The following is a 25,905-nucleotide window of genomic DNA, read 5'->3' on the forward strand; positions in this document are numbered from 1 at the left end:
GGATAGGGTGACTCATCAAGGGGCAGCCAGGCTGCCCCTTTTTTATGGGCCTAAGGGCGCTGAGAGCAGGCTTGAAAAGTGTAGAAAGCGTTGGAGAATAGTTTTCCAATCTTGACGCAAAAAAGCCAAGCACCCGTTACGCTAAGAAAGTGGCGATGCGGTTTCATCACTACTGGTTTCATCACTACTTTTTCACTATCGCTATTTCATCAATGCAATCGTGAGCGTGGAATGATCATGATGTTGAGCGGGCTGTGAGCGGTTGTAAGCCACAGCCATGCTGCCAAAGGGGGAGTCCTGCCATGACCGATGAAGAATCCGAAAAGAACTACCACTCAGGTTTACCCGGCATATTAGGGATAATCGACAATGCAATTAGCAAAATCGAGTCAGTGATTCTGGCGCTAGGGGTTTTGCTAATGGCGCTGAATACGGTTACCAACGTTGTGGCCCGTTTTGTGTTTGGCAACAGCATTATGTTTTCCGGCGAGCTTAACCGCATTCTAATCATCATGATTACGTTTGCCGGTATTGGCTATGCGGCGCGCCATGGGCGTCACATTCGTATGTCGGCAATTTATGATGCGTTGCCGGTAGGTGGGCGCAAAGCTCTCATGATCTGTATTGCGCTATTTACCTCGATGATCATGTTCTTTCTACTTTATTACTCTGTCGTTTATATCCTGGATCTGTATAGCAAGGGGCGGGTGCTGCCCTCGCTAAGCTTGCCGGTCTGGATTATTTACCTGTGGGTGCCAATGGGTTTTTTGATCACCGGTATCCAATACCTGCTGACCGCGATCAAAAACTTCACTTCGCATGATGTGTATCTCTCAACCGGCGTTGTGGACGGTTATAAAGATACTGAAACCGAAGTTTGACGTAGGGCATCGCACTCTAGGGGAATAGTTATGACGACAATAATGGTAGTCACCATGATTGCCCTGCTGCTGCTGGGCTTTCCAATGATGGTGCCGCTGATTACGGCGGCAATCATCGGCTTTTATATGATGTTTAATGGCTTCGGCCAAATGGATACGCTGATCCAGCAAATGATGGCGGGCATTCGTCCAGCGTCGCTGATTGCCGTGCCCATGTTTATTCTCGCCGCGGATATTATGACGCGCGGCCAGTCAGCTAACCGTCTGATCGATATGGTGATGTCGTTTATCGGCCATATTAAAGGCGGGCTTGCGGTAAGCACGGCGGCGTCTTGCACGCTTTTTGGCGCTGTGTCCGGTTCCACCCAGGCTACAGTGGTGGCGGTTGGTTCGCCGCTGCGCCCGAAAATGCTGAAAGCGGGCTACTCCGACTCATTTACCCTGGCACTGATAATCAATGCCAGCGATATTGCGTTTCTGATCCCGCCGAGTATCGGCATGATCATCTACGGGGTTATTTCAGGCACTTCGATTGGTGAGCTGTTTATCGCCGGTATTGGGCCAGGATTGCTGATTTTGTTCATGTTTTCAGCCTACTGTATCGTTTACGCGATAGTCAAAGACGTACCCACGGAAGAGCGTGCCAGCTGGAAGGAGCGCGGCGTTGCCGTGCAAAAGGCGCTTTGGCCGCTGGGCTTCCCGGTTATTATCGTCGGTGGGATTTATGGGGGTATTTTCAGCCCCACCGAGGCCGCTGCCGCCTGTGTGCTTTACGCCATTCTGCTGGAGTTTGTGGTATTTCGTTCGCTCAAAATGAACGATATCTATGCCATCGCCAAGTCCACCGGTTTGATTACGGCCGTGGTGTTTATCCTGGTGGCGGTAGGCAACAGTTTCTCGTGGATCATATCCTTTGCTCAGATCCCCCAGGCGATTTTGGAATCGGTCGGGGTGAATGACGCAGGGCCGACCGGCGTTCTGATCGCGATTTGTATCTCCTTCTTTATCGCGTGCATGTTCGTTGATCCTATCGTGGTCATTCTGGTTTTAACGCCTATCTTTGCTCCCGCTATTGCGGCGACAGGCCTGGACCCCGTACTGGTGGGTATCCTGATTACATTGCAGGTGGCCATAGGATCGGCGACACCGCCGTTTGGGTGCGATATCTTTACCGCCATTGCGATCTTTAAGCGGCCTTACTGGGAGGTTATTAAAGGCACGCCTCCGTTTATCTTTATGCTGATCCTGGCGGCCGCACTGCTGATTATGTTTCCGCAAATTGCGCTGTTCCTGCGTGATGTGGCCTTTCGCTAACTTTCCACAAGGAGAATTGCATGTTTAATCGCATTTTAGTCCCGGTGGATGGATCAAAAGGGGCCATCAAAGCACTCGACAAGGCGGTTGGGCTACATATGCTAACGGGCGCCGAGCTGTATTTCCTGTGTGTATTCAAGCATCACAGTTTGCTTGAGGCGTCGCTTTCTATGGTACGCCCAAGCCAACTGGATATACCCGATGACGCGTTAAAAGAGTACGCTACCGAGATTGCCGTGCATGCCAAGTCCTACGCGATCGATAGGGGAGCTGAAAGTAGCTGCGTTCGCGCTTTTGTGAAAGGTGGGCGCCCGTCACGCACAATCGTCCGCTTTGCCTGGAAGCGGGAGTGCGATTTAATTGTGATTGGTGCGCAGGGCACCAACGGTGAAAAAAGTATGCTGTTAGGTAGCGTTTCTCAACGGGTGGCCGGTGCGGCCCACTGTCCGACGCTCGTTGTGTAATCTGGTGCAAACCTCTGGATAAACACGCTGTCCTATTTTTTGAAGTACTCTAAATATTTTTGAAGCACCCTAAATATGGCGTATCACGCCGACGAATAAGGTTATTTTTTAATGAAAACACTGCTCTCTACAACGGCCCTGACCAGTCTGCTTTTGGTGGCGCCTTTTGTTGCCGCCGCCCCTGATACAGACGAGCAGCGTCTTGCCTACAGCCTTGGCGTTACGCTTGGCGAAAGCATGAAGGCCGATATCGAAGACCTGGACCTGGACGCGTTTAACGATGGCATGCGCGACGTGTTCGAAGACAATGACTTGGCACTCAGCGAAGATGAGATGGTTGAGTCGATCATGGCCTTCCAGGCACGCTCGCAAGAAGCGCGTGAACAAGAAGCGGCCGAAATGGCCCAGCTAAACCAGGAAGAAGGCGATGACTTCCTGGCGGAAAACGCCGAGCGTGAAGGTATTGAAGTAACCGAGTCGGGCCTGCAGTACGAAGTGCTGGAGTCGGGCGATGGTGAAACACCTGGGCCTGAAGATACCGTGGAAGTGAACTACGAAGGTATGCTGCTCGATGGCACCGTATTTGATAGCTCGTTTGAGCGTGGTGAACCGGTAAGCTTCCAAGTCAATCAAGTGATTGAAGGCTGGCAGGAAGCCCTGCAGCTGATGAGCGTTGGCGACAGCTGGATGCTATACATTCCCGCTGACCTTGCCTACGGTGAACACGGCCAGGGCCCGATTGGCCCCAACGAAATGCTTACCTTCCGCGTTGAACTGCTAGGCGTCGAATAACCTATGTTCCTGGCCCCAGTGGTTGCCCGTTACACCAGTTTCATACTCTTGGTAGGCGGGCCTCTGGTGGCCAGTGCTGCTGAAACACCTGATCGCTTGCCTGCGCTAAATGCAATGGCTGAACAGGCAAGCGTAGTAGGCGTATCTTCGGGTGGTTATATGGCCACCCAGTTAGCGGTTGCCTGGCCTGAGCGCTTTAGTGGCGTTGGGGTACTGGCGGCGGGGCCTTGGGGGTGTTCCCAGGGTTCGCTAAGCGTGGCGCTTAGTCAATGCATGATGACGCGTGGTGGCCTGCCTGATCTTGAGGATCTTGAAGACCGCCGCGAGCGTTATACGCAAAACGAGCAGGCGGGCGATCAGGCAGCCCTTGGCAAGCTAAGAGCTTTTATCTGGCATGGCGGTGCGGATAACGTTGTTGATCCCGAACTGGTTGAGCTTTTGGCCGGGCAGTGGCGGCAGTGGCTGGCAGCGCCTGAACAGTTAAAGGTCGTGCGCAATCCAACAGCAGGACACGGCTGGCCGGTGCGTCTTCACGAAGAGGAGACGGTTGGCCCCCATGAGCTGGGGAACTGCCGTCAGGGCGGGGGAAGCCATGTGCTCGCCTGCGATGAAGACGTCGCCCGCGAAATGCTCGACTGGCTATACCCAGAGCGCGAAACGGTGAGTCCAGAGTCAGGTGAACTGGTCGCGTTCGATCAGTCAGAGTTTGCCGTCAAGGGGCTGGCGGATACCGGGTATCTATTTATCCCCGCTTCCTGTGAAGATGAAGCCTGCCCGGTCACGATTGCCCTGCACGGCTGCCAGATGAGCACTAATGCCATCAATGACACCTTCGTCAGTCACAGTGGATTAAATCACTGGGCCGCAAGGCATCGCCAGGTAGTGCTTTACCCGCAAATCGACAGTAGCTTATCCAATCCGCAAGGGTGTTGGGATTGGTGGGGATATGCCGAAAGCCTTTGGCAGCAGAATCCGCTCCACGATACCCGTGAAGGCAGCCAGGTGAGCGCGCTGATAGCCATGCTCGACCGATTGCAAACGGCCTCTATCGACGCCGACTAAGCTTTTTTCTGGCACATTAACGTCAAGCCGACTTTGATCTCCCTTTTGGGATATCAAGGATGACGCGTGCCTGCCATAGGCATAATGGCTTGAGAGGCGGCTTTTGCCGATCTGTCGATATTGATCTGCAGTGTTAACCTCCCCCCATCGCCCAAAATAGCTGAGCAGGCCTGACCATTAAGGTCGCAGATAGCCATTGTGAGGTGCCCCGCAGTCGGGTGGCCATCGTGCAGACGATGAAAAAACACATACCAAGTACAGGCCGCCAGCGCTAAGGCGGTGGTCAAAATCAGTACCTTGAGTCCCTTAAAACCCGCAAAGTAAGCAGGTTGAGGCAGTATTTTCATGGCAGAATATCGCTACGCAAGCCGTCAGACGGGGATTCGTCTCATGGTAACAGTAAATGTGTCGATGTCGTTGTGCTGTGATGTCGCAGGTCATAAGGAAACCCCATGGAGAGTATTACCGCTGCGTTAGGGCCTTTGTTTCTTTTGATACTTTTTGGCGCAGCGCTGGGTTACTGGCGTTGGCCGTCCCCGGGTTTTTGGCCCGCTATGGAGCGATTAATCTACTTTGTGCTTTTTCCAGCCATGCTGGTGGGGACACTTGCTACCGCCGATGTCAGCCAGGTACCCGTGGGGCGCTTAGCCCTAGTATTGTTAGGCGCAATAGCATTTTTTGGGTTGCTGATCTGGTGGCTACGCCATTGGTTACAGCTAACACCCGCAGCGTTTACCTCCGTGTTTCAAGGAGCGGTGCGCTTTAACACCTATGTTGGCGTAGCAGGGGCGGCAGCGTTGCACGGCGAGTTAGGAGCAACGACTGCTGCTGTAGCCGTGGCGTTAATGGTGCCCGTGGTTAACGTGATATGTGTAGCAAGCTTTGTCGCTGCGGGCACGTTAGGCAGTGCCAGTATGGGAAAAAGCGTGATGGCGCTGGTGAAAAACCCGCTGATACTCGCTTGCTTGACGGGCATTGCGTTAAACCTGACCGGTATTGGTCTGCCTGGGTGGAGCCAGGATACCGTGGGCCTTCTGGGACGAGCCGCCTTGCCGCTGGGGTTGATTGCCGTGGGGGTAGCCCTGCGCCCGGCAGCGCTATTGCGGATCGACCGCGGCCTGCTCGCCACCAACAGTATTAAGCTAATGCTGATGCCTGCATTGGTATTGGTACTGGCGTGGGCATTAGGGCTGGACACGATTAGCCGAGACGTTGCGCTATTGTTCGCTGCCCTACCTACTGCCACTTCAGCCTACATTCTGGCCCGCCAGCTGGGCGGCGATGCCGAGCTAATGGCGGCCATTATTACCGGGCAGACCTTGCTCGCCATGCTCTCACTACCGCTATGGCTACAGTTAGCCGGCTAAGATGCAAAAATAAATAAAAAGTATTCGCATTTGTATTGACGAGATAAATACGAATGCTTATATTGTCTGTGTAGCGTTTAATGAGTCGCTACAGACCACGACAGATAACCGCCAGTTTTTTGTCATGGTTTCTCCCTCTCATTGCTAGTCACGGTCTTTTGCCACTCCCTTGGAGTGGCTTTCTTTTTTCTAGGCCTGCAAATTTCTATGCAATGAGAAAATGTTTATCTTCTGTCGGAAAGTACTTCCATCTGTCGGAAAGTACCTAGCTTCTGTCGATATATTAACGTTCCATCCAGCCATTTAGTTCGTCTAGAAACTCAAGGCACTGATTAAGCTGCTCAATTTCTATAAACTCATCGGGTTTATGGGCTTGGCGAATAGAGCCTGGGCCAAGAATGACCGACGGGATGCCGCCATCGATCTCGAACACCCCGCCTTCAGAACCATAAGAAACCTTGCCGCCACGCCCCGGAAGAATGGGTTCAAGCTTTTTAAACATCGCGCTGCCAGTGGCATCGCCCATGGCAGGGTAGGCAAACAGCTCTTGCCATTCAATGGCGGAATCTGATGATTGGCGCTGCATTTCGGGCAGTAGGGCCGACTCAATATCGTTGATCAGGGTTTGAATATCCGTGGCGGCTGCTTCTTGATCAATGCTGCGCAGCTCGAAGATAAAGCTACACGTGTCGGGGGTAACGTTGGTTGCCACACCGCCTTCAATAATGGTGGTAAGGGTGGTGGCATGAGGAACGGTAAAGTCGTGATCGAAAGGGCCATCCTGCTCATATCGTCGTGCTCGTTCAGCGATCATGGTGATGATACGTGAGGCATACTCGACGGCATTGACGTGCTGGGGAGAAAACGAGGAGTGACCGCCTTCGCCGCGCACCGTCACTCGCATGGCGATCTTGCCTTTCTGGCCGTTGATCAGCTTCATTTCGCTGGGCTCGCCAATAATCGCCAACGCCGGTGGTGCTTTCAGTTCTGATAAATAGCGTGCGATGGCGGGTGCCCCCAGGCAGCCCACTTCTTCATCGTGAGAGAAACAGAAATAGACGGGGCGCTGTAGTTCAGCGTTGGCAAACGCCGGTGCTGCCGCCATGACGCACGCTGCAAAACCTTTCATGTCGCAGGTGCCGCGACCAAACAGGCGACTGCCGCGCTGCTCCATTTTGAAAGGGTCGCTTTGCCAGCTCTTCGGGTTGGCAGGCACCACGTCCGTATGACCAGAGAGAACGATGCCAGGTAGGTCGGCTGGGCCCAAGCGAGCGACCAGATTGGCTTTCTCACCGCTCTTATCCGGTAACACCGTCACGTCCGCGCCTAGATTGGTGAAGAATCTCTCCATGTAGTCAATAATTTCGAGGTTGGAGTACGCGCTCGTTGTGTCGTAAGCGATCAGGTCGGCAAGGTGTGATATTGAAGCTTCCAACTGCGGATGAGCATTCGGCATGGCACTAGCTTGCATGGTTAATCCTCGGCAATAGGGGAATCGTTGGCTCAAACCTGGGTTTTTTTAAGTTGCTGACGAATCGTTACTACCACCACAAATATCGCCAAACACGCGAATAACCAGGTGATCGGCGATGACACCAGAATGCTGGGATCACCACGAGATAGAGCAAGGGCGCGACGCAGGTTTTCTTCCAGCATTGGGCCAAGAATGAACGCGATTAAAAAGGGCGCGGCGGGAATGGCGAACAGGAACATGAAAAAGCCAAATACGCCCATCGCCAGCAGCACGATGACGTCATACATGCTGTTGGAGATCGAAAAAATACCGAATACGCACAGGGCGAGGACAATCGGCGCCATCAAGCCAGGCGGAATACGTGAGATATGCGAGAAAAAGCGCATCGTTGCCTTGCCGGCCCCAAACAGCAAAACGGATGAGAACAGCATGCCAATAAACAGCATGTAAACCTCATGAAGGTTGTTCTCAAACAGCATGGGGCCTGGGGTCATGCCGTGAATCATAAAGGCGCCCAGCATCACGCCCGTAATCACATCACCTGGTACGCCCAGGGCTAATAACGGAATCATGGTGGAGCCACAGCAGCCATTATTGGCAGACTCTGATGCCGCAATGCCTTCCAGTTCGCCTTTACCAAAGTTTTCGCGGTTCTTTGAACTACGCTGTGCTTCGCCGTAGGAGGAGAAAGCCGCCGCCGAAGGGCCAATGCCGGGAATGGCCCCCATCACGACCCCGATCATGCTGCCTTTGAGCATTGCCTTTAATGAACGGCGCAGCTCATCGCGTGTTACCCGGTTATCGCCCAGCTGCATGGGCTTATGGCTTTGGTTGTTGCGAAACACAATAATCTTTAGAAGCTCAGGAATCGCAAACAGGCCAATCAGCACGGGTGCCACGGCCAGGCCGCTCTGCATATCCACCGTCAGGTCAAAGCGGAAAGAACCGTACATATCTTCCCCCACGGTGGCCAACAAAAGCCCCAGGCATGCAGAAACCAGCCCAAGCAGAAGTGAGCGCCCGGATACGCCAGCCACGGTAGTAAGCGCAAAAATCATCAGCATGAAATATTCGGGAGGACCGATACGCAGTGCGAGAAGCGCCAGTGGCGCGGCGATAAAAATCAGTGAAAGGTTGGAAATAAAATCCCCGGTACATGAGGAGTAGAGCGCCATGTTAAGGGCTTTGCCCGCCTTGCCCTGTTGGGCCAGGGGATAGCCATCAAGGGTGGTGCAAGCGGCTGAAGCAGTACCTGGGGTCTTGATCAATATCGCCGATACCGAACCGCCGTAGGTCGAGCCTTTATAAAGCGCGACAAGCAGCAAAATACTTGGAATAGGCTGCATGTAAAACGTGAAGGGCAGCGCCAATGTAACAGCCATGGTGCCGGTCATGCCGGGAATCGCGCCAATAATCACACCTCCCCAGATACCGGCGGCCATGATCAGGAAATTCTCCATGGTGGCCACCGCCTGAAAGGCAACCAGCAGATCGTTGAGCATAGTGGTCAGTCCTGTACGCGACAGTTAAATTCCGAAAGCCCTGAAAAGGCTGCCAACCGGGAAACGCGTATTGAGTGCGCTGGAGAAAAACAGGTAGAGAAGCAGTGGAAGCACGATGGCTACGATGGTCGCCACTATTTTGTGGCGCCAATAACCCGTCAGTACCAGCATTGCCATTAACAGCAGGATGCTTGATAACAAGAACCCTAATAGCGACACTGCGCCGATAAAGAGCGCAAAGGCCAGTACTGTCCAGGCGAAGCGAGTGAGCAATGTGGCAAGGGGTGTACCGCCGCGAAGGGTACTGGCATCTTCAGGGTCAGCGAGTGCTTCGGTTTTGCGCGAAAACGATAGCCCGACAAGCAGCATTCCCAGCGCCATGCCCAGCATGGAAACCGTTCGTGGCCACATATCAGGCGGTGGTGCAAACCCCGGAATAAAGCGCGGGCGGGGCACATAGGCGGGGATAAGTAAAAAAAGCACGACCCCGAACAGCGCTGTAATAACCAAGCCGCGTGTTATACCCATGACCCCTCCAGCGATGAAATGATGTATGCAGTTGTTACGCGGTGTTTAGCGCGGACTCACTCCAGGTAGCCAAACTGTTCAGCCAAGGAGCGATAGAACTCGTATTGCTCTTCTGCATACGTCTCCATATCGACACTGCCGATGGTAGAAATCGAGCCACGGCCTTCGGCACGGCTGAGCCACGTTTCATCTTCGGCAACCTGCTCCATTACCTGGCTCCAGGTATTCATCACTTCTTCGGGCAGATCAGGCGGGCCGTACAAAGCGCTCCAGCCAATGACCTGGCCTGCCAGCTCATAGCCCAGCTCTTCAGCAGTGGGCACTTCCGGCAATGCTTCCATGCGCTCGGGTGAGAACACCATTAATGGGCGCATATCGCCGCTCTCGATATGCGGCATCAGTGACGCTGCCGCGATGGCGAGAAAATCAACGTGTCCACCTAGCAGGGCCGTTGCCAGCTCGCCGCCGCCCCGATAAGGAATCAACGTTGCCGCCGTCAGTGGATCCATTTCCGCATCAGCAAGCAGAGATTGCACCGTAAAACCATCAATGGCGGTGGCGCCAGAGGCGGCGTAGCTCATTGCCCCAGGGTCGTTTTCGATGCCTTCCAGCAGATCCTCAACGCTTTCGTAGGGGGAGTCATCGGCGACGGCCAGAATCATGGGAGTGGCTTCAAGCGGGCTGATAAACGTGTACTCATCCCAGTCAACGCTGCTGTTTTCATTGACTGCTGGTGACAGCGCCATGCCGACGCGAGCCAGTAAGAGGGTGTAACCATCGGCCTCGGCCTGTGTCACGTCGCGAGCACCGGTCATTCCACCGGCGCCGGCTTGGTTGACGACGGTGACAGGCTGGCCTAGATATTCGCGCGCAGACTCCGCCAGGGCCCGGCCCGCAAGGTCAGAGGCGCCGCCCGGGCCATAAGGAACGACAAGCGTTACGGGTTCGGAAGGATAGTTTTGAGCATAGGCGGTGGATGCAGCGAGAAGCGTTGCCGCCGTTAAGCTTAGGGTGAGTTTCATACTTGTCTCCGCAGCAGTTGTTAGAGGTTTTATTAAACGGCGTTGCCAGCAGCAGTTTTAAACCTAGCTTATTCAACATAGACAAGTATGAAAATTGTTTCAATAATTCAATTAAGTATGCATAAATGTTCTAGTAGAGGGCTGAAATTGCAAGCTTACGGCTTATAACGTCTGTTTTAATCTGCCAATGATTTAGCTAACGTTTTTAAAGCGAGTTTAAGGTAATGAAAATAAAAGAGATTGAAGCATTTGACGCGTTTATGAAGCACGGCACGACCAAGGCGGCCGCAGAGATGCTGGGCATTAGCCAGTCAATGGTGAGTCGCTTGCTTACTGGGCTTGAGGAGGCGTTGGGTTTTGCATTATTCAAACGAACGCGTAATCAGCTTTCACCCACATCCGAAGCATTTTTATATCACGCCTCTGTCTTACGGCTGATGGCGAGTATTCGAGATACTCAGAAAGATGCGGATGCAATTTCCAACAATCAGTTGGGCAGTATCGTCGTCGCTGCTCAACCCATTTTTTGCGATACTTTTTTACTCGACGTTATTAAGCGCTTTAAACAAAAACACCCCAATGTAGGCGTGCGATTGATTGATGCAGGTTTGCAAGAGTTGCTTAAAATGATCGACAACAATACCTGCGACGTAGCATTGGGAATTACGCTTGAAGCGGATACCTACGGCGCAAAGGTCACAAGTCTGGCGCGCTGTTCTGCGCGCTGCATCATGCACCGCACCCATCCACTCGCGAAGCAGGACGTTATATCGCTGTCTAGTTTGCAGAATCAGACATTTGTCGAGCTGATGGCAGATAGCCCTCTGCGTGTCCGTGTAGATTACATGATGCAAACAGTGAATATTAAAAGACATATGGCGGCTGAAATGCGCCATATGCGAGGGGTGTGTGCACTGGTTGACCGAGGGCTTGGCGTCGCTGTCATTGATCCTGTTGCAGAGCTACTGCTGCCGGGAACAGCCGTCGTGTCAAAGGCGATGGACCCCACCATCGAATGGGAAATTGCCTTGCTTAAATCTAAACACAAGCCGTTAAGCAACGTAGCTGAATCCTTCTGCGAAGAAATATACGCCGAAATCGACACCTTGCACAAAATGGAAATATTAACGTCCCTTAATGTAAAACAGTAAAGGGAAGCATAAAGCAGTAAAGAGAAAGATAGGGCAAAGAGACGCAACGGGTGGAGCGCCTGCCGACGTTGCATTGGAGGTATCACTTGCCCAACGTCACGCCTGACAGGCGAAGGCGGCCGAAAGCGGGAGCTTACGCCTCGCGCCGATAGATCAGATCCCATACGCCGTGACCCAGCTTCTCGCCGCGGGCTTCAAACTTGGTTAGCGGGCGGAAGGTGGGGCGGGGCACGTAAGGTGTCGTGTCGGCATTGGCCGTGTTGGTGTAGCCGGGGGCGGCTTCCATTACTTCGGCCATCCACTCGGCATAGGCTTCCCAGTCTGTCGCCATGTGGAAGGTGCCGCCGGGCTTGAGGCGCGTGCGAATCAGCTCGACAAACGCGGGCTGCACGATGCGCCGTTTGTGGTGCTTTTTCTTCGGCCAGGGGTCGGGGAAGAACAGCTGCACGGTGGTCAATGAGCCTTCCGGCAGGCATTTTTCCAGTACGGCCAGGGCGTCTTCCTTGTAGATACGCAGGTTGGTCAGGCCGCGCTTGTCCACTTCATCCAGCAGCTTGCCGACGCCCGGCGAATGCACTTCGATACCGATAAAGTCGGTGTCCGGGTGGGTTTCGGCCTGCTCGATCAGCGAGTTGCCCATGCCGAAGCCGATTTCAACCACACGCGGGGCTTCCCGGCCAAACAGCGCGGTCAGGTCCTGCAGGCCGTCGTCAATCGTCAGACCAAAGCGTGGCCATACGTCTTCAAGGCCCCGGTTCTGCGCCTGGGTCATGCGCCCGGCACGGATTACATAGCTTTTAATCCCCCGACGATGCAGCGGCGCTTCAGCGCTTTCCGGCCCGGTTGAGGACTCGTCGGTACTTTTAATATCAGTCATAAAATCTCTTAACCGTTAATGCGGCCAGCAAAAGGTGATGATGGGTCTGCCGTTTGGCGGCGCGGCATGCGTCCGGCCAGAAAAGCATCACGCCCGGCTTCTACGGCGCTTTTCATGGCACGCGCCATGCGCAGCGGCTCGCGGGCGTGGGCGATGGCGGTGTTCAGCAGCACGCCGTCGCAACCTAACTCCATGGCCATAGCCGCGTCGGATGCTGTGCCGATACCGGCATCGACGAGTACCGGCACGCTGCTTTGTTCCACAATCAGGCGCACGTTGTGCGGGTTCTGAATGCCGTGGCCCGAGCCAATCAGTGAGCCCAGCGGCATGATGGCGCAGCAACCCATGGCCTCAAGTTCGCGGGCTACAATGGGGTCGTCGCTGGTGTACACCATGACGTCAAAGCCATCGGCCAGAAGCGTTTCGGCGGCTTTCAGGGTTTCGACGACGTTGGGGTAGAGCGTGGTCTCATCGCCCAGCACTTCCAGCTTGACCAGTTTATGCCCGTCGAGCAGTTCGCGGGCCAGACGACAGGTGCGCACGGCGTCTTTGGCGGTGTAGCAGCCTGCCGTGTTGGGCAGCAGGGTATAGCGCGACGGTGAAATCACGTCGAGCAGGTTAGGCCCCGCTTCCTGGCCCAGGTTGGTACGGCGTACGGCAAAGGTGACGATCTCGGCGCCGCTTTCGGCAATCGCCGCGCCGGTCTCGTCGAAGTCTTTATATTTGCCGGTACCCACCAGCAGGCGAGAGCTAAAATTACGTCCGGCAATGGTAAACGGCGTATCGTTTTGAAGTGTCATAGCGAATCCTGGATAAAACGCGAGAAATAGAACGCGAAAAAGAGGGCGTAGCCAGTCAAAGAGCCATAAGTGCTGCGGGCTAGCCACCGCCGATGGCATGCACCACTTCCACCTGGTCGTCTTCAGCCAAGCGGGTGGTGGCCAGCTGGCTGCGCGGTACGATCTCTTCGTTGATCTCTACCGCGACCCGCCGGCCGGTGAGCGCCAGTTGATCGATTAGATCCGCGGCCGTCAGGCCCGCTTCCAGCGTGTAAGGCTCGCCATTGAGTTGAATGTGCATAAAACTGTCTCGTCTATCGAGGCATAGGGTCTATAAGAGTTAGGGCTAACCCTAGCAAAATGCTTAAAAGTGCCTCTATTGTAGCGGTTTCCCGCGGTGCAAGGTATGCCGAGTCGCACGCGAGCTTTACAGGTGCGGTAACACCTTGAAAGGAGCAGCAATGCAACGTAACGAACGAATCATTTGGTGCCTGATCGCGCTCTCTGGGGCTGTCACGGTCATGGTGGGAGCTTACGCGGCCCACGGTCTGGCGCTACGGGCCAGTGCCGAAATGGTGCATGCGGCCGAAACCGGCGTGCGCTACCAGGCCTGGCACACGCTGGCGATGATGGCAGTGCTAATTGGTCAGCGCGTGTTTGGTTTCAAGGGCTGGCAGTGGTCGGTTGCGCTGTGGGGCTTGGGAGTCGTGGGTTTCTCCGGCTCGCTTTATGCCATGGCGATGGCCGGTTTGAATGCGGGTATCGTGACGCCTATTGGTGGCGTTTTGCTGATTGGCGGGTGGCTGATGCTGGCGGTGGCGGTACTAAGAAGTCCTTGACTGGTCTCTAGCTAACAAGCCTTTAACTAAACGGCCCTTGATAGATCTGCTGGCGCGTCGATATCACGCAAGATGCCTGCATCTGCGACCGGGCATTCCCGCAAGCGCGAGGCGTACTGCTTGATCACGCCCTTGGCGCCGTCACTGCCGCTAAGTCTCTCAAGCGCAGGCCACATTGCCCGCCCGAAAATCACCGGGTGGCCCTGCTGGCCTTCAAAGCAGGGCCGCACGATGGTATCGCGAGAAGCCCGGCGTTGCAGGGCCAGCAAGGTTTCTTGCTTAAGGTAGGGCATATCACCGAGCAGGATTGCCACGGCGTCAATGTCATCAAGGTCAGGGTCACAGCCCAGAGCGCCTACCGCTTCGGCCAGGCTTGCCCCCAGGCCAAGGTGCGCCTTACGAACGCACACCAACGCCACATCCTCGGGAATGCCCAATAACGCCGGATCTTCCTCTTCACGCACGGCCACACGCAGGTGGATAAATGCTTTTTGGACGTTGGCAAGCGAGGCGGCCAGCAGCGTTTGGCCATTCGGCATAAGCGCACAGCGTTTATCGCTAGGCCCAAAGCGGCGCGAGTAGCCGGCGGCCATCACTAGGGCGACCACGTGACAGGCGCGGTTAGAGCTCATCGAGAGGTCTTCCGTGCTGAACGCGCACAATATCGGCCATCACGGCCAGGGCAATTTCGGCCGGCGTCTTGCTGCCCAGCGCCAGGCCGATCGGCATATGGATACGCGCGATTTCTGCCTCGCTCAGCCCGCCGGAGCGGACCAGCCGTTCGGCTCGCGCCGCCGAGGAGCGCAGTGAGCCCATGACGCCGATATAGAAGGCGCTCGTGCGCACGGCTTCCATCATTGCCAGATCATCAATACGTGGGTCATGGGTGAGCGCCACCACCGCGGTGGCGCCATGGCAGGTGTTCGGTGAAATATACGCTGAGGGCAGGCGTGTCTCCACCCGGGCGCCGGGCACGTCAAAGCCCGCGCAGGCGGCCTCGTTCGGGTCGCAGACAATCACCTCATACCCAAGCGTCACGGCAAACGCCGCACACGGCGTGGTAATCGGCGAAATACCTGCGATGACCAGCCGGTGAGCCGGGGAGACGCGCATGCTGATAGCGTCACCTTGTCTCTCGACACGCGGCCCGGTGGGTGGGGCCGGGTGAAAACCGCGCTCGCCGCTTACTGTATCGACCCTACGCATCAGCGGCTCGTGGCCCTTGAGCGCGTTTAAAACCACGCTCAGGTGTTCGCGGGTCTCGGCGGTGGGCGCCAGCCGCTCGACCAGTACATCCAGCACGCCGCCACAAGGCAGCGCTACGCCTGGAGCATCGCTATCTGCCGTATCGCCGTAGCGGGTGGTGGTGATGGGCTGCTCAAAGGCGCCGTTGTTGAGCCTTTCGAGAAAATCCTCCTCCACGCAGCCGCCGGAGAGCGAACCGATATGCTCGCCACGCGAGGTGGCGACCAGCCAAGAACCTGGTGCCCGAGGCGATGAGCCGAAGGTTTCAAGCACCGTGCAGAGCCAGATCGTCTCGCCCTTTTCACACCATGTCAGCGCTTGTTCGATGACCTTGAGGTCCAGGTGTTGCATTGATTCACGCGTTCCTTGTTCAGTGACCTGCAAGCCGGGCCGGGGTCTATGTGCCCTTTAGCGTAGACCAATTGTGCGCTGGGGCGGGCGTATCATAAGAATTGGGCTGCTGGCTTTAATTGTGACTATGCTTATTTCGTCATGACCGTGACCAGGCGATAGCAACGAAAAAATTAAAGGCAATCCAAATGACCTCAACGACGACGTTCGAGAAGCATCGTGACAGCGCCACGACCCGCTCCGCGGTTGCCCTGTCGATCAACGGCCAACGCCACGAGCTGGAACTTGATAATCGCACCACGCTGCTGGACACCCTGCGCGAACACCTGAAGCTCACCGGCTCCAAGAAAGGCTGCGATCTTGGCCAGTGTGGGGCATGTACGGTTTATATCAACGGCGAACGGGTGAATTCCTGCCTGACGCTGGCGGTAATGCACCAGGACGACGAGATCACCACCATCGAAGGCGTGGGCGATGTCGAGCATATGGACCCGATGCAGCAGGCGTTCATCGATAACGACGCCTTTCAGTGCGGCTACTGCACGCCGGGCCAGATCTGCTCGGCCAAGGCGACGCTTGATGAGATCCGCGCCGGTATTCCGAGCCACGTGACCCAAGAGCTCAATGGGCCCATCGAGATCAGCGATGAGGAGATCCGCGAGCGTATGTCCGGCAATCTGTGCCGCTGCGGTGCCTACGCCAACATTTTGAAAGCCATCAATCAGGTAGCCAACGATCAAACTGCCAGGGAGCGCTCATGAAAGCCTTTTCCTATGAGCGCATCGACGATGCCGCCCAGGCGGCGGCGCGCGCCTTTGAAGTGTCAGGTTCCAAATTCATTGCTGGCGGCACCAATTTACTCGATCTGATGAAGCATGAGATCGAAGTGCCTGCACACCTGATCGATATCAACGGCACTGGCCTTGATGACATTGTCGCGACCGACGACGGCGGCCTGCGTATCGGCGCGCTGGTCAGCAACACCGCCCTTGGCGCCGACGAGCGCATCAAACGCGACTACCCGGTGCTCAGCCGGGCGCTGTTCGCCGGCGCATCGAGCCAGTTGCGCAACAAGGCCTCCACCGGCGGCAATCTGTTACAGCGTACCCGCTGCCCTTACTTCTACGATACGGCGATGCCGTGTAACAAGCGCGAGCCCGGGGCTGGCTGCGCCGCGCTCGACGAGGGCGCCGATACCCGCCAACTGGGCGTGATCGGAACGTCGGATCACTGCATCGCCACGCACCCCTCGGATATGGCCGTGGCCCTTCGCGTGCTGGATGCCGAGGTGGAAACCGTCAACCCCGAAGGGCAAACACGCAGGCTTACGCTTGATGAGTTTTACCAGCTCCCCGGCGATACCCCGAACGTGGAGAACGCGCTGGAGCCCGGTGAAATCATCACCGGCGTGGTGCTTCCTGCGCCGGTCGGCGGGCGCCAGCAATATTACAAGGTACGCGATCGCGCCTCTTACGCCTTTGCGCTGGTATCCGTGGCACTGATCGAAACCGACGACGGCAAGGGCCGCGTGGCGCTGGGCGGTGTAGCGCCCAAGCCCTGGCGGCGTGACGAGGCGGATGCCGAGCTTGGCAACGGCGCCAAAGCGGTGATGGAAAAGCTTCTGGACGGCGCGCGCCCCACCGATGAGAACGCCTATAAGCTGACACTTGCCGAGCGTACGCTGGCCGCCCTGCTGGCAAAGGAGTGATGTATGGATTTTAATCAATCAGCCGACGAGAACCTCTTTGACCACGCCCGGATCATCGGCAAGCCCCATACCCGGGTCGATGGTGCACTGAAAGTGACCGGCACGGCCCCCTACGCCTACGAGCGCCATGACGTAGCGGATAATCCATTGGTAGGTTACCCGCTGGGGTCGAGTATCGCCAAGGGGCGTATTACCCGGATGGACGCAACGGCGGCGCGTAACGCGGACGGCGTGGCGGCGGTGATCACGGCGCTGGATATCGACGAGCTGCCGCGTGCCAAAAGCAACGTCGCCAAGCTGTTTGGCGGCGATATGGTTGAACATTACCATCAGGCGATTGCCGTGGTGGTGGCCGACACGCTGGAGCAGGCCCGGGCGGCCACATCGCTCATCGAGGTAGAGTACGAAGAGATTCCAGGCGAGTTCGATCTGGATGATGCCTGGAAGCGGCTACAGGATAGAGACGTGGTTTCGCACGTGGGCGATGTGGACGCGGCCTTTGACAGTGCCGAGGTCACGCTGGATGAGACCTACCACACCGCTTCGCAAAGCCACGCCATGATGGAACCCCACGCGACGATCGCGGACTGGTGTGACGGCAAAAACATGACGCTCTGGACCTCGAATCAGATGATCAAGTGGACCCGCAAGGCGCTGGCCACCACGTTTGAACTCGACCCGGCCAACATCCGCCTGGAAAGCCCCTACATCGGTGGCGGTTTTGGAGGCAAACTGTGGCTTCGCGCCGACGCGGTGCTCGCCGCGCTGGGCTCAAGAGAGACCGGCCGCCCGGTGAAGGTGGCGCTGCCACGCTCGTTTATCTTCAATAACGCCACCCATCGCTCCGGCACCGTGCAGCGGCTGCGCATCGCCGCGGGTAAGGACGGTCGGATCACCGCCTTCGACCACTCGGCGATCTCCCATACGCTGCCCGGCGGCAGTGGTGAAGATGCGGTCAATCAGACGCGCTGCTTCTACGCTGGCGAAAACCGCCGTGTGGCGCACCACGCCATCGATATGAACCTGCCCGAGTCCGCCGACATGCGCGCCCCTGGAGAAGCTTCGGGCCTCGCCGTGCTGGAAATCGCCATGGATGAAATGGCCGAAAAGCTCGGCATGGACCCGGTGGAGTTTCGGATTCTCAACGATACCCAGGTCAACCCCGAAGAGCCTTCCAAACGCTATAGCGACCGCCATTTCGTCGAGTGCTTGCGCAAGGGTGCCGAGGTATTCAACTGGAGCGCGCGTAACACCACGCCAGGCGGTAAGCGCGAAGGGCAGTGGCTGATTGGCCAGGGCATGGCCGGTGCCTACCGCGGTGCGCCGACGATGGATTCCGGTGCCCGGGTACGGTTGAGCGAAGGGCGGTTGATCGTCGAGACCGACATGACCGATATCGGCACCGGCTCCTACACCATCATCGCCCAGACCGCCGCGGAAACCATGGGCCTGGAGATGGACGATGTAGAAGTGCGCCTGGGTAACAGCGCCTTCCCGGCGGCGTCCGGTTCCGGCGGCCAAATGGGCGCGGCCAGCTCTACCGCGGGGGTTTATGCAGCGTGTGTGGCACTGCAAGGCGAGATTGCCAAGCGCCTGGGCGTCGAGTCGGCGCGGTTCGAAAGTGGTCAGGTGGTGACCGATGACAAACGTGTGGCGCTACGTGACGTGGCCCCGAATGAAGAGCTGGTGGGCGAAGATACGCTGCACTTTGGCGACTTCAAGGACGAGCTTGAGATCGGTACCTTCGCGGCGCACTTTGTCGAGGTGGCGGTGCATGCCTATACAGGCGAAACGCGCCTCAGGCGTACGCTCTCGGTCGTGGATGCCGGGCGCATCCTGAACCCTGTCACCGCGCGTAGCCAGGTGATTGGCGGTATGACCATGGCCACAGGCGCGGCCTTGACCGAGAGCCTGAACATCGACTCACGGCGAGGGTACTTTACCAACCACGACCTGGCCGGTTACGAAATCGCCGTGCACGCCGACATTCCCGAGCAGGAAGTCATCTTTCTCGACACCCAGGACGGCGCCTCTACACCCTTGAAAGCTAAAGGAGTCGGTGAGCTGGGTATCTGCGGCGGCGCGGCGGCGGTGGCCAATGCCATGTACAACGCCACCGGCATACGCCTACGCGATTACCCCATGACGCTGGACCGTATGCTTGATCGATTGCCTGACGCGTAAGCCAGTGCGGTAACCATTAAAACGCGGGAGCAGGCAACTGCCCCCGCGTTTTTTATGCAGGCATATAACGCGATGGCTAGGGTTTAAGCCGCCCAGTGCTTTTACGCACGATCAAGTGGCTGCTTAGCGTTTGATGCCGAATGGGCTGCTCACCGCGCAAAAGGTGCAGCAGCAACTGCATGGCCTGCTGGCCGATTTCATTGCGCGGCTGGCTAATGGTCGTCAGTTCCGGATCGCAGTATTCGCTCAGGCCGATATTGTCAAAGCCGACAACGGACAGCTGGTCGGGCACGCTAATGCCCAACTGGCGGGCGGCTTTCAGCACGCCAACCGCCATCTCGTCACTATGACAAAAAATCGCGGTAGGCCGGGCCGTTTTCCCCTCCAGCAGGGCTAACCCCTGCTGATACCCGGAGCGAAAGCCAAAGTTGCCCTCTGCAATACGCGCTTCACTACTCAACTGATGGGCCGCTAGCGTATCGCGATAGCCGCGATTGCGTTCCTGGCAAATAGGGTTATGCGCTGGGCCAGAAAGCGTTGCGATACGTTGGTGGCCAAGCGACACCAGGTAATCAATCGCCTGGCAGCTGGCTTGATGGTTGTCGATAGCAATTAACGGCAGGTCGATATCGCTAAAAAATTCACACGCCATGACCAACGGAAAGTCCGCCTGCTTATCCGCTTGCTTGACCAGCGCCCTGGGAATCTCGGAGGTCAACAGCACAATACCATCGGCCTGGTTGGTGGAAAGCAGCCGAAAGTAGGCCTCTGCGCGCGCAGGGTCGTGTTCGCAGTCGCCAATCAGTATCTGGTAACCCGCCTGATGGGCAACATCCTCCATGCCGCTAATAATCTCGGAGAAGAACGGATTTGAAATATCCGGCAAGAGCGCCACGATGGTTTTGGACTCCGCACGGCGCAAGTTGCGTGCGGCAATATTGGGTGAATAACCCACCTGAGCAATTGCCTGGTTGACCCGCTTTCGAGTGGCATCGCTGACTTTTTCAGGCGTTGCCAGGGCGCGTGATACGGTCGCTGTCGAGCAGCCCGCCGCTTTCGCCACGTCTTTAATCGTTGGCACGCTATGCGGCTGTTTGCTCGTTACCTGGGTGTTAAGCATTGAACGATGGTCCTGAAAAAAACGCGCCTGAAAGCGGGCGGTTAAAGACAATATTGGCGCGCTACTCGCTAAAATGTAAATGTTTACATTCAAATTCTAGCAGTGTTAACCAGAACATTTAAACGCACCTTTACTATTAGCGCGTTAATTATATGGCTATTTATTTCCTATTCTTGTTTATTCTTTAGTCTAAATTATAAGCGCTTAGCGAGAATTTTAAGATTTAAAATCCTTTTGTAGCAGTGCGTTATCCATTTTATTTCATCCTTTTTGTCATGCTTGACCGATGTACTTTGCTCTGCTGAAATGTAATCCATTACATTGTGTTTTTCAGTACTGATTGCTGACGCCAAAACAACAAAATAAATGAGGTCGATGATGAAGACCCTTAAAGGGCCCGCGCTCTTTCTAGCCCAGTACATTGGTGACGAGCCGCCTTTCGATAGCCTGGAGCATATTGCGCGCTGGGCATCGGAGCTGGGCTTTAAAGCGCTGCAAATGCCCACGTTGGATAAGCGGTTTTTTGATCTTGAGCGAGCGGCAGAAAGCCAGGCGTATTGCCAGGAGATTCAGGCCCTTTTAGCGGGGTATGGTCTAGAGATTTGCGAGCTTTCCACTCATCTCCAAGGCCAATTGGTGGCCGTGCATCCGGTTTATGACAGCCTGTTTGACGGCTTCGCCCCGCCTGAACTGCACGGCGACCCGGTCGCACGTCAGGCCTGGGCTGTCGAGCAGCTAAAGCTTGCCGCGCAGGCCAGCGCCAATCTGGGGTTGAAGGCCCATGCTACGTTCTCAGGCTCGCTGCTTTGGCCGTTTCTTTACCCGTGGCCACAGCGCCCCGCTGGGCTGGTTGAAGATGGTTTTGCCGAGCTTGCCAAACGCTGGCGCCCTATTCTGGATGCCTTTGATGCCGCCGGTGTGGACTTATGCTTTGAGATTCACCCCGGTGAAGACCTGCACGATGGCGCGACCTTCGAGCGTTTTTTAGCCGCCGTGGACCATCACCCGCGCTGCTGCATGCTGTATGACCCTTCGCATCTGGTGCTCCAGCAGCTTGATCACCTTGCCTTTCTGGACCGCTATCACCCGTATATCCGCATGTTTCATGTCAAGGATGCCGAGTTTCATGCCTCCGCCCAGCAGGGCGTTTACGGCGGCTACACCTCCTGGGTCGAGCGGGCCGGTCGGTTTCGCTCCCTGGGCGACGGGCAGGTGGATTTCAAAGCGGTGTTCTCGAAACTGGCCCAGTACGATTTTGACGGCTGGGCGGTCATCGAGTGGGAGTGTGCGCTCAAGCATCCTGAGCAGGGCGCGGCGGAAGGCGTCACGTTCGTGAATGAGCACATTATCCAGGTGACCGACCGCGCGTTTGATGACTTTGCCGATGCCGGAACGGATCGTGAGGCCAACCGCACGCTGCTGGGTCTCGGCTAAACCACGCTCAGGGGTTAGATAATGACAACAACCAACGACACGCCACGCAGACTTCGCCTCGCCATGATAGGCGGCGGCCAGGGGGCCTTTATTGGCGGCGTGCACCGTATGGCGGCGCGCCTGGATGACCGCTTTGAGCTGGTAGCCGGGGCTTTTTCCTCTCAGACCGAGCGCAACCTGGCGACCGCCAACGAGTTAGGTGTTGATGGTCAGCGCCGCTATGCCGACTACGCAGCGCTGCTGAAAGGTGAAGCCGCCCGCGAAGATGGCGCCCAGGTCGTGGCGATAGTCACACCCAACCACCTGCATTACCCGGCGGCGCTGGCAAGCCTGGAAGCGGGCTTTCACGTGGTGTGTGAAAAACCCATGACGCTCAGCGTTGAGGAAGCTGAACAACTGGCGCAAGCGGCTGAGAAAAGCGCTCGCCACTTTGTATTAATGCACAACTATGCGGGTTATCCACTGGTTCAGCATGCCCGTGAACTGATTGCCCAAGGCGCGCTAGGGCAGCTTCGCCATGTGCAGGTCGAGTATATTCAGGAGTGGTTAAGCGAACCCCCGGAGGCCGATAACCGCCAGGCCGCCTGGCGCTTGGACCCCACCCAAGCGGGGGCTGCTGGCTGCCTGGGAGATATCGGCGTGCACGCGTTTCAGCTGGCCCAGTTTATAAGCGGCCAGCGCGTCAGTGAGGTAAGCGCTGAGCTGGTGACAGCGGTGCCGGGGCGGGCGCTTGATGATAACGTTCAGGCGCTGCTGCGCTTTAACGGCGGTGCGCGGGGCATGCTGTGGGCAAGCCAAACGGCAGCCGGTTATGAGAACGCGTTAACCATTCGTGTCATCGGCGAGAAGGCCAGCCTGCAATGGGCCCAGGAGCAGCCCAACGAGCTGTGGCTGAAACCGCTTAACGGGCCAAGCCAGCGCTTAACGCGGCGCGATGACTGGCTAAGTGCGAATATCGCTCAAGGCGTGCGCGTGCCGGGCGGGCATCCGGAAGGCTACATTGAAGCCTTTGCCAACCTGTATCAGGCGTTAGCTGATGGGCACGCGGCTGGTGAATATCCCGCTTGGCTACCGGGCATTGAAGATGGTGTGGATGGCATGCGCTTTATTAAGGCGGCGATTACTTCACACCAGGCGGCAGGAAGCTGGACGCCGCTGCATCTGAGTAAAGCGCCAGACGCTTCCGGGAGCGCCCCATGAGCGAGCCTATGTTAAAGCTTGAAGGGATCGGTAAAGCCTTCGGCCCCGTTCAGGTGCTAAATGATATTTCCCTTTCCGTTATGCCGGGCGAAGTGCTGGGTATTCTGGGGGAAAACGGCGCCGGGAAATCTACGCTATTAAAGATCATCAGCGGTATTTACACGCCATCGGTGGGTTCGATTCACCTGAATGGCCAGGTATTCAGCGCATTGGACCCGATCACGGCGCGTTTTCACGGCGTGGCGATGATTCCCCAGGAATTCAACTTAATCCCCACGCTGCGTGTTTACGAGAATGTCTTTCTCGGCCAGGAAGTACGCCGTCATGGTTTTCTTGACCACTCAGGCATGCGTAAACGCACCCAGGAACTGCTCAGCTCGCTTGAAGTGGACCTGGACCCTGAACTTCCCATCGAGCGGCTAAGCGTTGCCCAAAAGCAGATGGTTGAAGTGGCCAGGGTGCTGGTTAACGACGCGCGACTGCTGATTCTGGATGAGCCCACTACGGTACTGACCGACCGTGAAGTTGCGGTGTTGTTTAACGTGGTGCGTGCGCTGGTCGCCAAGGGCGTCACGATTCTGTTTATTTCTCACAAGTTAAAAGAGGTCAAAGATCTCTGTGATCGGCTGCTGATTTTACGCGACGGCCAGCAGGTAGAGCTGTGCGAGACCGCGACGCTTAATGAAGAGGACATGGCGCGCAAAATGGTCGGGCGTGAGCTGTCACAAATTTACCCTGAGAAGCTTGCGCAACGTACTGATAACACGCCGCCCGCGCTGCGGGTGCGGGGCTTGAGCCTTAAAGGCAAACTCAAGGACATCAACCTTGAGGTACGCCGTGGCGAAGTGCTGGGGCTTGCCGGGCTGGTAGGTGCGGGGCGCACCGAAATTGCTGAAACCATCATGGGGCTCCACCGCAAAGAGCAGGGCGAAATATTTATCGATGGCGAGCTTGTTGATCTTCGTTCGCCCAACGAAGCCCACGCCCACGGTTTGGCGTATCTGTCAGAAGACCGCCAGGGCAAGGGGCTGATTCTCTCGTTTAATGTCATGCAGAACATTACCGCTCTTAGCCTGAAACGCTATGTGCGCGGGTTTATCAAGCATCGTGCTGAACGGCGTCAAGCCAAACATTACCAGCAGCGCCTGGCCATCAAGGCATCCAACCTGGCGGCGCCGGTAAGCCTTCTGAGTGGTGGTAACCAGCAGAAGGTTTACTTCTCGAAGCTACTCGATATCGAGCCCGATATCCTGATTCTCGATGAGCCCACCCGCGGCATCGACATCAGCGCCAAGCAGCAGATTTATCGGTTGATTCGCGACCTTACCCAACAAAATAAAGCCGTTATCGTGATCTCCTCCGAGCTTGAAGAGATCATCGGTATTGCGGATCGGGTGTTGGTGATTCGTGAGGGGCAAATAGCCGTCGAGCTTAGCGGTGACGATATTAACGAAGAACAAATAATGCTGTATGCCGCAGGCGCACGACAGCACGCCAACCGTGAACAAGTGGGGAATCAAGATGGCTCAACCGCCTAATACCAAGACAATGGGGAGCGTTGCACGCCAAGGTCTGCGCAGGCTGCCCCTTAACGCGACGATTCTGGCCCCGCTGGTGGCGCTGATTTTGCTGTTCGTGGTGTCGTCCATCGCCAGCGAATATTTTCTGAATACGCGCAATATTTCCAACGTGATGCGTCAGGTTTCCTATACCGGCATTATCGCTATCGGCATGACCTTTGTGATTATCGCCGGCGGGATCGATCTGTCGGTGGGGTCGATGGTGGCGCTTGTAGGCGTGGTTATCCTGTATATCGTCAATAGCATTAGTGACCCCATTCAGGCGGTGCTTCTCGGCCTGTTGGCCGCTATCGCAGCGGGCGGGCTGTTAGGGCTATTCAACGGTTTGTTAGTCACCCGAGGGCGCATAGCGGCCTTTGTGGTAACGCTTGCCAGTATGTCGATCTTTCGCTCGCTGGCGCTCTACTTCACCGACGCGGCGGTGGTTTCTACCCCCAATCCGCACTTCTCAAGCGTGGGCGGCGGCTTCTTTCTAGGTATTCCGATTCCGGTACTGGTGTTCTTTGGCCTGGCGATCATCGCGCATGTGCTGCTGTTTCATACCCCTTACGGGCGGCATGTGTGCGCGGTGGGCGCTAACCCTCAGGTAGCACGCTATTCGGGCATTCGGGTTGAGCGCATTGTGCTCTCCACCTTTGTGATTGCGGGCATTTGCGTGGGGCTTTCGGCCATCATGCTGACCTCGCGGCTCAACTCGGTAAGCCCGAGCGATGCAGGTTATTTTTATGAACTGGATGCCATTGCTGCCGTCGTCATCGGAGGCACGGCGCTTTCCGGCGGGCGCGGCTCGGTATGGGGCACGGTCATCGGTGCGCTGATTCTGGGCATTATCAACAACATGCTTAACCTGACCGGCGTTTCCCCTTATTTACAGGGGCTGGTCAAGGGCGGCGTCATTTTGCTGGCGGTACTGCTGCAGTACAAGCGTGCCTGATTGGTTAATACGGGTTTTAAAAACGGTCTTTTCGGTCGCTATGCCCAAACAGGGCCGACGATCACACTGGGCGGGGTTGGCTCGCCCATCCACGATG

Annotated in this window: 26 protein-coding genes; 15 read left to right on the top strand and 11 right to left on the bottom strand. The window is 56.4% G+C overall.

The window, feature by feature from the left end; genetic code table 11:
* Positions 1-302 precede the first annotated feature (302 nt).
* From ACT3R7_RS05655 to ACT3R7_RS05675, 5 genes are all read left to right on the top strand, one after another.
* Positions 303-881: a TRAP transporter small permease gene (locus tag ACT3R7_RS05655; protein WP_192537496.1), complete on the top strand. Its 579-nt coding sequence runs from the start codon at positions 303-305 to the stop codon at positions 879-881.
* A gap of 30 nt (positions 882-911) precedes the next feature.
* Positions 912-2,195: a TRAP transporter large permease gene (locus ACT3R7_RS05660; RefSeq protein ID WP_192537497.1), complete on the top strand. Its 1,284-nt coding sequence runs from the start codon at positions 912-914 to the stop codon at positions 2,193-2,195.
* Between the two features lie 20 nt (positions 2,196-2,215).
* The gene (locus ACT3R7_RS05665) at positions 2,216-2,659 is read left to right on the top strand and encodes a universal stress protein (RefSeq protein WP_192537498.1); all 444 of its coding nucleotides are present in this window, start codon (positions 2,216-2,218) and stop codon (positions 2,657-2,659) included.
* A gap of 111 nt (positions 2,660-2,770) precedes the next feature.
* A complete protein-coding gene (locus tag ACT3R7_RS05670; protein ID WP_192537499.1) occupies positions 2,771-3,451 on the top strand; it encodes a BamJ family beta-barrel-assembly machinery protein in 681 nt (226 codons plus the stop codon).
* A gap of 3 nt (positions 3,452-3,454) precedes the next feature.
* Entirely contained in the window at positions 3,455-4,513 is a 1,059-nt protein-coding gene (locus tag ACT3R7_RS05675; protein ID WP_192537500.1) for an alpha/beta hydrolase family protein, read from the top strand.
* Positions 4,514-4,566: 53 nt separating this feature from the next.
* On the opposite strand, the gene ACT3R7_RS05680 is transcribed toward ACT3R7_RS05675, so the two are convergent.
* Positions 4,567-4,860 carry a hypothetical protein gene (locus ACT3R7_RS05680; RefSeq protein ID WP_192537501.1) on the bottom strand — a complete coding sequence of 98 codons (294 nt, stop codon included), beginning with the start codon at positions 4,858-4,860 and terminating at the stop codon, positions 4,567-4,569.
* 105 nt (positions 4,861-4,965) lie between these two features.
* Here ACT3R7_RS05680 and ACT3R7_RS05685 point away from each other — a divergent pair, with 105 nt between their 5' ends.
* Positions 4,966-5,880: an AEC family transporter gene (locus ACT3R7_RS05685; protein WP_192537502.1), complete on the top strand. Its 915-nt coding sequence runs from the start codon at positions 4,966-4,968 to the stop codon at positions 5,878-5,880.
* Positions 5,881-6,163: 283 nt separating this feature from the next.
* On the opposite strand, the gene argE is transcribed toward ACT3R7_RS05685, so the two are convergent.
* Genes argE through ACT3R7_RS05705 form a run of 4 tightly spaced genes read right to left on the bottom strand, consistent with a single transcriptional unit; the run spans position 6,164 to position 10,406 of the window.
* Positions 6,164-7,351, bottom strand: coding sequence for an acetylornithine deacetylase (gene argE, locus ACT3R7_RS05690; RefSeq protein ID WP_192537503.1), 1,188 nt, complete (start codon positions 7,349-7,351; stop codon positions 6,164-6,166).
* Between the two features lie 32 nt (positions 7,352-7,383).
* Positions 7,384-8,856 (bottom strand): tripartite tricarboxylate transporter permease, encoded by a 1,473-nt coding sequence (locus tag ACT3R7_RS05695; protein ID WP_192537504.1) that lies wholly within the window; start codon positions 8,854-8,856, stop codon positions 7,384-7,386.
* A gap of 24 nt (positions 8,857-8,880) precedes the next feature.
* Entirely contained in the window at positions 8,881-9,384 is a 504-nt protein-coding gene (locus tag ACT3R7_RS05700; protein WP_192537505.1) for a tripartite tricarboxylate transporter TctB family protein, read from the bottom strand.
* Between the two features lie 56 nt (positions 9,385-9,440).
* Positions 9,441-10,406 (bottom strand): Bug family tripartite tricarboxylate transporter substrate binding protein, encoded by a 966-nt coding sequence (locus tag ACT3R7_RS05705; protein ID WP_192537506.1) that lies wholly within the window; start codon positions 10,404-10,406, stop codon positions 9,441-9,443.
* A gap of 224 nt (positions 10,407-10,630) precedes the next feature.
* On the opposite strand from ACT3R7_RS05705, the gene ACT3R7_RS05710 reads away from it, so the two are divergent.
* On the top strand, positions 10,631-11,557 hold the full coding sequence (locus ACT3R7_RS05710; protein WP_192537507.1) for a LysR family transcriptional regulator: 927 nt from the start codon (positions 10,631-10,633) through the stop codon (positions 11,555-11,557).
* A gap of 133 nt (positions 11,558-11,690) precedes the next feature.
* Here ACT3R7_RS05710 and trmB read toward each other — a convergent pair whose 3' ends face one another.
* From trmB to thiS, 3 genes are all read right to left on the bottom strand, one after another.
* Positions 11,691-12,434 (bottom strand): tRNA (guanosine(46)-N7)-methyltransferase TrmB, encoded by a 744-nt coding sequence (gene trmB / locus ACT3R7_RS05715; RefSeq protein WP_192537508.1) that lies wholly within the window; start codon positions 12,432-12,434, stop codon positions 11,691-11,693.
* Between the two features lie 8 nt (positions 12,435-12,442).
* Positions 12,443-13,234 carry a thiazole synthase gene (locus ACT3R7_RS05720; protein WP_192537509.1) on the bottom strand — a complete coding sequence of 264 codons (792 nt, stop codon included), beginning with the start codon at positions 13,232-13,234 and terminating at the stop codon, positions 12,443-12,445.
* 79 nt (positions 13,235-13,313) lie between these two features.
* Positions 13,314-13,514 carry a sulfur carrier protein ThiS gene (gene thiS / locus ACT3R7_RS05725; RefSeq protein ID WP_018916817.1) on the bottom strand — a complete coding sequence of 67 codons (201 nt, stop codon included), beginning with the start codon at positions 13,512-13,514 and terminating at the stop codon, positions 13,314-13,316.
* 160 nt (positions 13,515-13,674) lie between these two features.
* On the opposite strand from thiS, the gene ACT3R7_RS05730 reads away from it, so the two are divergent.
* Complete coding sequence (locus ACT3R7_RS05730; RefSeq protein WP_192537510.1) at positions 13,675-14,052, top strand: DUF423 domain-containing protein; 378 nt, start codon at positions 13,675-13,677, stop codon at positions 14,050-14,052.
* A 26-nt stretch (positions 14,053-14,078) separates the two neighbouring features.
* On the opposite strand, the gene ACT3R7_RS05735 is transcribed toward ACT3R7_RS05730, so the two are convergent.
* Positions 14,079-14,684, bottom strand: coding sequence for a nucleotidyltransferase family protein (locus ACT3R7_RS05735; protein WP_192537511.1), 606 nt, complete (start codon positions 14,682-14,684; stop codon positions 14,079-14,081).
* Positions 14,674-15,648 carry an XdhC family protein gene (locus tag ACT3R7_RS05740; RefSeq protein ID WP_192537512.1) on the bottom strand — a complete coding sequence of 325 codons (975 nt, stop codon included), beginning with the start codon at positions 15,646-15,648 and terminating at the stop codon, positions 14,674-14,676. The genes ACT3R7_RS05735 and ACT3R7_RS05740 overlap by 11 nt, the downstream gene beginning before the upstream one ends.
* Positions 15,649-15,836: 188 nt before the next feature.
* Between ACT3R7_RS05740 and ACT3R7_RS05745 the strand changes: the two genes are divergently transcribed.
* From ACT3R7_RS05745 to paoC, 3 genes are read left to right on the top strand one after another with little or no spacing between them, the layout of a single operon-like run.
* Entirely contained in the window at positions 15,837-16,409 is a 573-nt protein-coding gene (locus ACT3R7_RS05745; protein WP_192537513.1) for a 2Fe-2S iron-sulfur cluster-binding protein, read from the top strand.
* Positions 16,328-17,356 (top strand): FAD binding domain-containing protein, encoded by a 1,029-nt coding sequence (locus ACT3R7_RS05750; RefSeq protein ID WP_318782743.1) that lies wholly within the window; start codon positions 16,328-16,330, stop codon positions 17,354-17,356. Before ACT3R7_RS05745 ends, ACT3R7_RS05750 begins: the two co-directional genes overlap by 82 nt.
* 3 nt (positions 17,357-17,359) lie before the next feature.
* Entirely contained in the window at positions 17,360-19,540 is a 2,181-nt protein-coding gene (paoC, locus tag ACT3R7_RS05755) for an aldehyde oxidoreductase molybdenum-binding subunit PaoC (protein WP_192537514.1), read from the top strand.
* Positions 19,541-19,616: 76 nt separating this feature from the next.
* On the opposite strand, the gene ACT3R7_RS05760 is transcribed toward paoC, so the two are convergent.
* Positions 19,617-20,660 carry a LacI family DNA-binding transcriptional regulator gene (locus ACT3R7_RS05760; protein WP_225736089.1) on the bottom strand — a complete coding sequence of 348 codons (1,044 nt, stop codon included), beginning with the start codon at positions 20,658-20,660 and terminating at the stop codon, positions 19,617-19,619.
* Positions 20,661-21,038: 378 nt separating this feature from the next.
* Between ACT3R7_RS05760 and ACT3R7_RS05765 the strand changes: the two genes are divergently transcribed.
* From ACT3R7_RS05765 to ACT3R7_RS05780, 4 genes are read left to right on the top strand one after another with little or no spacing between them, the layout of a single operon-like run.
* Positions 21,039-22,094, top strand: coding sequence for a sugar phosphate isomerase/epimerase family protein (locus ACT3R7_RS05765; protein WP_192537532.1), 1,056 nt, complete (start codon positions 21,039-21,041; stop codon positions 22,092-22,094).
* 21 nt (positions 22,095-22,115) lie between these two features.
* The gene (locus tag ACT3R7_RS05770) at positions 22,116-23,294 is read left to right on the top strand and encodes a Gfo/Idh/MocA family protein (protein WP_192537515.1); all 1,179 of its coding nucleotides are present in this window, start codon (positions 22,116-22,118) and stop codon (positions 23,292-23,294) included.
* Entirely contained in the window at positions 23,291-24,832 is a 1,542-nt protein-coding gene (locus ACT3R7_RS05775; RefSeq protein WP_192537516.1) for a sugar ABC transporter ATP-binding protein, read from the top strand. Before ACT3R7_RS05770 ends, ACT3R7_RS05775 begins: the two co-directional genes overlap by 4 nt.
* A complete protein-coding gene (locus tag ACT3R7_RS05780; protein ID WP_192537517.1) occupies positions 24,816-25,808 on the top strand; it encodes an ABC transporter permease in 993 nt (330 codons plus the stop codon). The genes ACT3R7_RS05775 and ACT3R7_RS05780 overlap by 17 nt, the downstream gene beginning before the upstream one ends.
* Positions 25,809-25,905: the final 97 nt, after the last annotated feature.

It is taken from the genome of Halomonas sp. AOP43-A1-21, assembly GCF_052376775.1.
Taxonomy (GTDB): domain Bacteria; phylum Pseudomonadota; class Gammaproteobacteria; order Pseudomonadales; family Halomonadaceae; genus Vreelandella; species Vreelandella colorata.

Coding starts and splice junctions, on each gene's coding strand:
- ACT3R7_RS05655 (WP_192537496.1), top strand. CDS start 303: ATGACCGATGAAGAATCCGAAAAGAACTACCACTCAGGTTTACCCGGC.
- ACT3R7_RS05660 (WP_192537497.1), top strand. CDS start 912: ATGACGACAATAATGGTAGTCACCATGATTGCCCTGCTGCTGCTGGGC.
- ACT3R7_RS05665 (WP_192537498.1), top strand. CDS start 2,216: ATGTTTAATCGCATTTTAGTCCCGGTGGATGGATCAAAAGGGGCCATC.
- ACT3R7_RS05670 (WP_192537499.1), top strand. CDS start 2,771: ATGAAAACACTGCTCTCTACAACGGCCCTGACCAGTCTGCTTTTGGTG.
- ACT3R7_RS05675 (WP_192537500.1), top strand. CDS start 3,455: ATGTTCCTGGCCCCAGTGGTTGCCCGTTACACCAGTTTCATACTCTTG.
- ACT3R7_RS05680 (WP_192537501.1), bottom strand. CDS start 4,860: ATGAAAATACTGCCTCAACCTGCTTACTTTGCGGGTTTTAAGGGACTC.
- ACT3R7_RS05685 (WP_192537502.1), top strand. CDS start 4,966: ATGGAGAGTATTACCGCTGCGTTAGGGCCTTTGTTTCTTTTGATACTT.
- argE (WP_192537503.1), bottom strand. CDS start 7,351: ATGCAAGCTAGTGCCATGCCGAATGCTCATCCGCAGTTGGAAGCTTCA.
- ACT3R7_RS05695 (WP_192537504.1), bottom strand. CDS start 8,856: ATGCTCAACGATCTGCTGGTTGCCTTTCAGGCGGTGGCCACCATGGAG.
- ACT3R7_RS05700 (WP_192537505.1), bottom strand. CDS start 9,384: ATGGGTATAACACGCGGCTTGGTTATTACAGCGCTGTTCGGGGTCGTG.
- ACT3R7_RS05705 (WP_192537506.1), bottom strand. CDS start 10,406: ATGAAACTCACCCTAAGCTTAACGGCGGCAACGCTTCTCGCTGCATCC.
- ACT3R7_RS05710 (WP_192537507.1), top strand. CDS start 10,631: ATGAAAATAAAAGAGATTGAAGCATTTGACGCGTTTATGAAGCACGGC.
- trmB (WP_192537508.1), bottom strand. CDS start 12,434: ATGACTGATATTAAAAGTACCGACGAGTCCTCAACCGGGCCGGAAAGC.
- ACT3R7_RS05720 (WP_192537509.1), bottom strand. CDS start 13,234: ATGACACTTCAAAACGATACGCCGTTTACCATTGCCGGACGTAATTTT.
- thiS (WP_018916817.1), bottom strand. CDS start 13,514: ATGCACATTCAACTCAATGGCGAGCCTTACACGCTGGAAGCGGGCCTG.
- ACT3R7_RS05730 (WP_192537510.1), top strand. CDS start 13,675: ATGCAACGTAACGAACGAATCATTTGGTGCCTGATCGCGCTCTCTGGG.
- ACT3R7_RS05735 (WP_192537511.1), bottom strand. CDS start 14,684: ATGAGCTCTAACCGCGCCTGTCACGTGGTCGCCCTAGTGATGGCCGCC.
- ACT3R7_RS05740 (WP_192537512.1), bottom strand. CDS start 15,648: ATGCAACACCTGGACCTCAAGGTCATCGAACAAGCGCTGACATGGTGT.
- ACT3R7_RS05745 (WP_192537513.1), top strand. CDS start 15,837: ATGACCTCAACGACGACGTTCGAGAAGCATCGTGACAGCGCCACGACC.
- paoC (WP_192537514.1), top strand. CDS start 17,360: ATGGATTTTAATCAATCAGCCGACGAGAACCTCTTTGACCACGCCCGG.
- ACT3R7_RS05760 (WP_225736089.1), bottom strand. CDS start 20,660: ATGCTTAACACCCAGGTAACGAGCAAACAGCCGCATAGCGTGCCAACG.
- ACT3R7_RS05765 (WP_192537532.1), top strand. CDS start 21,039: ATGAAGACCCTTAAAGGGCCCGCGCTCTTTCTAGCCCAGTACATTGGT.
- ACT3R7_RS05770 (WP_192537515.1), top strand. CDS start 22,116: ATGACAACAACCAACGACACGCCACGCAGACTTCGCCTCGCCATGATA.
- ACT3R7_RS05775 (WP_192537516.1), top strand. CDS start 23,291: ATGAGCGAGCCTATGTTAAAGCTTGAAGGGATCGGTAAAGCCTTCGGC.
- ACT3R7_RS05780 (WP_192537517.1), top strand. CDS start 24,816: ATGGCTCAACCGCCTAATACCAAGACAATGGGGAGCGTTGCACGCCAA.